Here is a 4,553-nt window from a genome sequence, read left to right as displayed (position 1 = left end):
GAGCGCCGTGGGGTGAGAGTTTGATGAGATGGCCTTGATAATGGCGATCGCCGAGTTGTTTGCCCTGTAAGGGAGTAAAAGAGACGGATAGAGCCGGGTGGAGGTCATAAAGTGGGAGTTGGTCACGGGATAGACTGATGTTATGTTTCTCAGAAATTTCCACGACTGAATAAATTGAGATCGGTTGAATGCCAACTTTGAGACAAACTTATTCTTCGCCGTCAAACTCGACAATGTTATCAACTTCCTCTAAGGTCGATTCTGTGACTAAAATTTGTCCGCCAACGGTATAAGATTCAATGCGATAGGTTAAGTTCACCTGAGACCCCACGACGCCATATTTCGTGCGTTTGAGGGAACCAATGTTGCCGACAACTACCTCTCCAGTATTGATGCCAATGCCCATTTCTAGGGTTGGGAGATCTAACTCGGTCATTTTTTGGTTAACTTCAGTCATAGCTTGCTGCATGGCGATCGCACAAGCAATGGCCCGTTCAGCATCATCCTCTCGTTGAGTAGGTGCGCCAAAAAGAACTAAAATCCCGTCTCCCATAAACTCATCAATCGTTCCTTGATAGGCGGTAATGGCATCAGCCATCGCTTCGAGATAGATGTTTAAAATCGATAACACATCTTCGGGGGGGAGTCGTTCAGAAATGCTGGTGAATCCCCGTAAATCAGAGGTGAGAATGGTGATTTTACGGCGTTCTCCTCCTAAACTTAATCCTTCGGGAGTTTCGAGGATGGTGGCGACGACTTCGTCGGTGAGGTAGCGACTAAAGGTATGGCGAATGTCGATCGCCGATCGCGCCACATAGGCGACAACACACAACGCGGCGATTCCTTGAGCCAACAGTGGGGGAAGTAGGGGAATCCACCATCCCTGTAAAAACGCCAGATAACTGATGCCAATAATCAGGGTTCCTGAGAGAATTTGCCCTAACAGCCGCATGGCGCGATCGCTATAGCGCCAAATCCAAGCTAAGCCAGCCCCCGAGATGGCGGCGAAGAAAATCCAGGCCCATTCTAAGACGTTGGGGAGGGTGAGAATCTGCGATCGCCCATCGAGGACAGTACTGAGGATATGACTGACGACATTGGCATGAACTTCGACTCCCGAGGTTTTCTCAATCCCTTGGCCCTGGATACTTAACGGCGTGTCAAAAAAGTCTTTTAAGCTCTCGGCGGTATGGCCGATCATCACAGTGCGATCAAAAAAGATATCGCTAGAGACATGGCCTTCTAAGATGTCTCGTAGTTCAACGGTTTCAAAGGTTTGGCCATTGTTACGATAGTTGATAAAAATTTGGTAGCCGCGATCGTCAAAGGCGCCATAGCCGCCATCACCACTAGAGAGAGGGACAAATATGGTGTCTGAGAGTTGCACCCATTGCCGCTCATCCTCGGTCACACTGGGGGTAATTCCCTCAGGTTCGAGGTGAAGTATGGCCAGATGTAAGCCGATACTGAGAACCACCTCTTCGGATTGAGGATCGGTGAGATAGAGAAAGGCCCGTCGTAGCCGACCATCTTTATCCCGAGGTAAGTCATTAGCACCAACGCGCCCCAATTCCGCTAAGACCGGGGGAGGAGCCACCCGTTCGAGTCCGCCGGTGATTTTGGCGATCCCAATCAGATTCTCGATATCTCGGTAGAGCTGTGTTAGCTCCGCATAGCCGGGTTCGAGGGGCGGGTTCTCCCGCAGCAATTGCGGTTGCTGCCGAAACATCTCCACAATTTGCGGGTAGGGAGGCGGTACGGGTAAATCCCGGTAGATATCTAAGCCAATGGCCCGAGGCTCCCCGGCGGCGATGCGTCGCAGGGCCTCGGCCAGAAGCTTATCGTTGATGGGATGGCCGTACTGTTGCAAATCCGCTTCGGAAATGCCAACGACTAAGATGCGTTCATCGATCGATTCGGCTGGCCGCAGACGAAAGAACATATCTAATGCGGCTAGTTCTGGCCCCTGGAGGACTCCCGTGGCTCGTAATAGAAAGACCAGTAGGGTTGTTGTGGGAGCGATCGCCAAAATGCCTCGCCACCGCCAAATCTGTTGTCGCAGTTTATCCCACATGAGAGTTTAGTTCAGGAAGACCATTGGATGCCCCCAAGATGGCGTGTTCCCTAACCGTAGATCAGCCAGATTGTCTAAGTTGCAGTTGTTGAGTTATGTTAGTCTCTTCATCGGTATTCTTAATCTCGGCGTTGACGATTAAAACCGCAGTTCTCCGGCGTCGTCGAGATCTGGCAGATCATCGCGGTCAGATGGAGGCTCATCAGATGAGCGCTCATCTGATGAGCGATCGCGGTTGAGGGAGAAAAACTGGATTTCAGGACTTTCCCTTGAGGCTTGGGAGCCATTGCCAGGGGAGGCGATCTCAATCTGGGTATCGGCCGCGATCAGATCTAAATCTCTCAAGACCTGGGGCCAAGCGTCGAGGGAATTAACCATCTCCTCGAAATAGTCAAACCAAATCCCGGCGCTTCCATAAAGATAGGCCGCCTCTTGAGCGTCGTCACGATGTTCTAGCCGAGCGGCCAGTTCGGGGTCGGGTTCGACTCGTTCAATCCAACCATCATAAATTGCCAAGCTGGTCGGATCTTGGATATTCTGTGGGTTGCACTGAATTTCGAGATACCAACGATAGGTCTCCCCAACTTCTAAGCCGGATTCATTGGCGGAAGGGGAAAACCGCAAAATATGTTCTTGTTCGTTGAGATTGGGCGGTAAGGCTACACTGACACGGTGGACTTCTTCGATATCACCGGTGTTGTTATCTCGTTCAATGATAATTTCGGCGGTTTCTAAACCCGCTTTAGCACTAGCGATATACCAATAGAAGCTCGGATGTTCTTGATAGGTGAGACCAAAGTAAGTTTGGTCGTCATCGGTCGGCATGAGCGGGACAACATGAATACAATCGGAACGTCGGGTGGCACCTCCTTCGGCTGAGTCGGGTGCACCGCGATCGGGAGGGGAAAATTGAACGGCTCGTCTCTGGGAGTGTAGGGGCGTGTCTTGGCTCGGGGCTGAAAATTGCGCCTTGACTGGAGTGAGAGGACTGCTGAGCAAACCCAGTAACAGCCCCAGGCTGACTGTTAGGGATGAAACAGGATGACAAACCATAGCCATAGGGACATAAAGGAGAATAGGACGTCGGCTCGCTCATGACGGACAACCGGCTTAACGGTGGTGGTCAATCCTGTGGTCACTCTCATGAGCTTAGTTAAAGTTTAGCTAATTCCGCGAGAAGCCCCGCACTTGACCCAACCGGGTAAGTGTCGGGATGAACGCGGTGGCCACCTGTGATAGAGTTCAGGCCACCTTACCGCGAAGGTAACGGGAGCGAAAACCAAGCCAGATCGATACAAGCATTGCTTTATGATCCATCTCATTGACCCTTTGGACGCGGGGTCAAGCCGCTCGCCAGAAGGTAAGACTCGTCACTCCGAGGAGTCGAAAGCACTTCTAAGCGGACACTTTGACATACTCCCCACTAAGCAAGAGATGGGGATTCTCCGGCTAATCAAACAGATAATCGCTACTCAACTGACGGTTGGTTTGACAAAGCGATCGGATTGCCAGAAACCCTGGTCTTATGCCCGTTCTTTGTCCATTTAGAGTCGTGGGTATGCCCGACCCCGACTTTTTCTATGTTTTTGGCAGCATTCTCATCTCTCTCCTGTTCAGTTCCGCAATTCAGACCGACAACGGAACGAATAGACAAGTCTATTTTGCCCCATTTATAGCCACAGTCTGAACAAGTTTGAGATGTAGGTTCCCAACGACTGATAACATTAACTCCTCTATCGTTGATAAGTTGAGCCTTAGCTTCACAGAACGTTCGGAAGTTACCCCAACCTGGCTCACTAATAACTCTAGCTAACTTCCGGTTCTTGACCATTCCTGACACATTCAAGTCTTCTAGGCAAACCCCTTGGTTTTCGTGGATTAACTGAGTCGTTATTTTGTGTAGGAAATCTTTGCGGGTGCTGGCTAGTTTTTTGAATCTAGGGAACCCCACTCTTTTGCCTTTCCGTTTACCTGAGCGGCTCTTGAAAAAATTAGAGAAGGCTACACCTAAATCTCGCACAGACTGCTGTAAAGGAACACTTGAAACATCAGATAGCCAATGCCGTTCAGGAGTCTTTTTAGCTTGAGTGATGACCTGTTTTTGTAATCCTGAGTGACTCGGCCACTTTTCTCCTGATGGGGTTGACTTAACTCTAGCCAAAGCATCATTCCACACAACGCGACAACAGCCAAACAACTGGGCAAGTTTTTGGGACTGGCGCTGGGTTGGATCGATTCGATACGGGTATCGACCTTTCATCCTTTGCTGAAGAAATCATTGGTTTTAGTTTACCCTAGAACAGGTACAATAGGGAAGCAAGGCGGCTTTAGCCGCCTTGCTTCCCTATTGTACCTGTTCTCAGGTAAACTAAAACCAATGATGTCGTCAGCAAAAGATGAAAGCTCGATACCAGTATCGAATCTATCCAACCCAGCGCCAGGCACAAAAACTTGCCCAGTTGTTTGGCTGTTGTCGCGT

4 protein-coding genes are annotated in these 4,553 nt (G+C 50.0%); 1 reads left to right on the top strand and 3 read right to left on the bottom strand.

Features of this window, described 5'->3' with window-relative positions:
• Nucleotides 1-208: 208 nt before the first annotated feature.
• The 3 genes from R6U67_RS06515 to R6U67_RS06505 all read right to left on the bottom strand — a co-directional run bounded on the left by R6U67_RS06515 (nt 209) and on the right by R6U67_RS06505 (nt 4,334).
• Nucleotides 209-2,074 (bottom strand): CHASE2 domain-containing protein, encoded by a 1,866-nt coding sequence (locus R6U67_RS06515; RefSeq protein ID WP_410251791.1) that lies wholly within the window; start codon nt 2,072-2,074, stop codon nt 209-211.
• Between the two features lie 138 nt (nt 2,075-2,212).
• Entirely contained in the window at nt 2,213-3,133 is a 921-nt protein-coding gene (locus R6U67_RS06510; RefSeq protein WP_410251790.1) for a DUF928 domain-containing protein, read from the bottom strand.
• A gap of 409 nt (nt 3,134-3,542) precedes the next feature.
• Nucleotides 3,543-4,334, bottom strand: coding sequence for an RNA-guided endonuclease InsQ/TnpB family protein (locus R6U67_RS06505; RefSeq protein ID WP_410251789.1), 792 nt, complete (start codon nt 4,332-4,334; stop codon nt 3,543-3,545).
• 136 nt (nt 4,335-4,470) lie between these two features.
• On the opposite strand from R6U67_RS06505, the gene R6U67_RS06500 reads away from it, so the two are divergent.
• The coding region (locus tag R6U67_RS06500) for a helix-turn-helix domain-containing protein (RefSeq protein WP_170189128.1) at nt 4,471-4,553 on the top strand (83 nt) is incomplete at its 3' end.

This window comes from Sodalinema sp., from assembly GCF_046483825.1.
Lineage (GTDB): Bacteria > Cyanobacteriota > Cyanobacteriia > Cyanobacteriales > Geitlerinemataceae > Sodalinema.
The sequence above is the reverse complement of the archived record's forward strand: the minus strand, read 5'-3'. Positions and strand labels throughout refer to the sequence as shown.

Coding starts and splice junctions, on each gene's coding strand:
- R6U67_RS06505 (WP_410251789.1), bottom strand. CDS start 4,334: ATGAAAGGTCGATACCCGTATCGAATCGATCCAACCCAGCGCCAGTCC.
- R6U67_RS06510 (WP_410251790.1), bottom strand. CDS start 3,133: ATGGCTATGGTTTGTCATCCTGTTTCATCCCTAACAGTCAGCCTGGGG.
- R6U67_RS06515 (WP_410251791.1), bottom strand. CDS start 2,074: ATGTGGGATAAACTGCGACAACAGATTTGGCGGTGGCGAGGCATTTTG.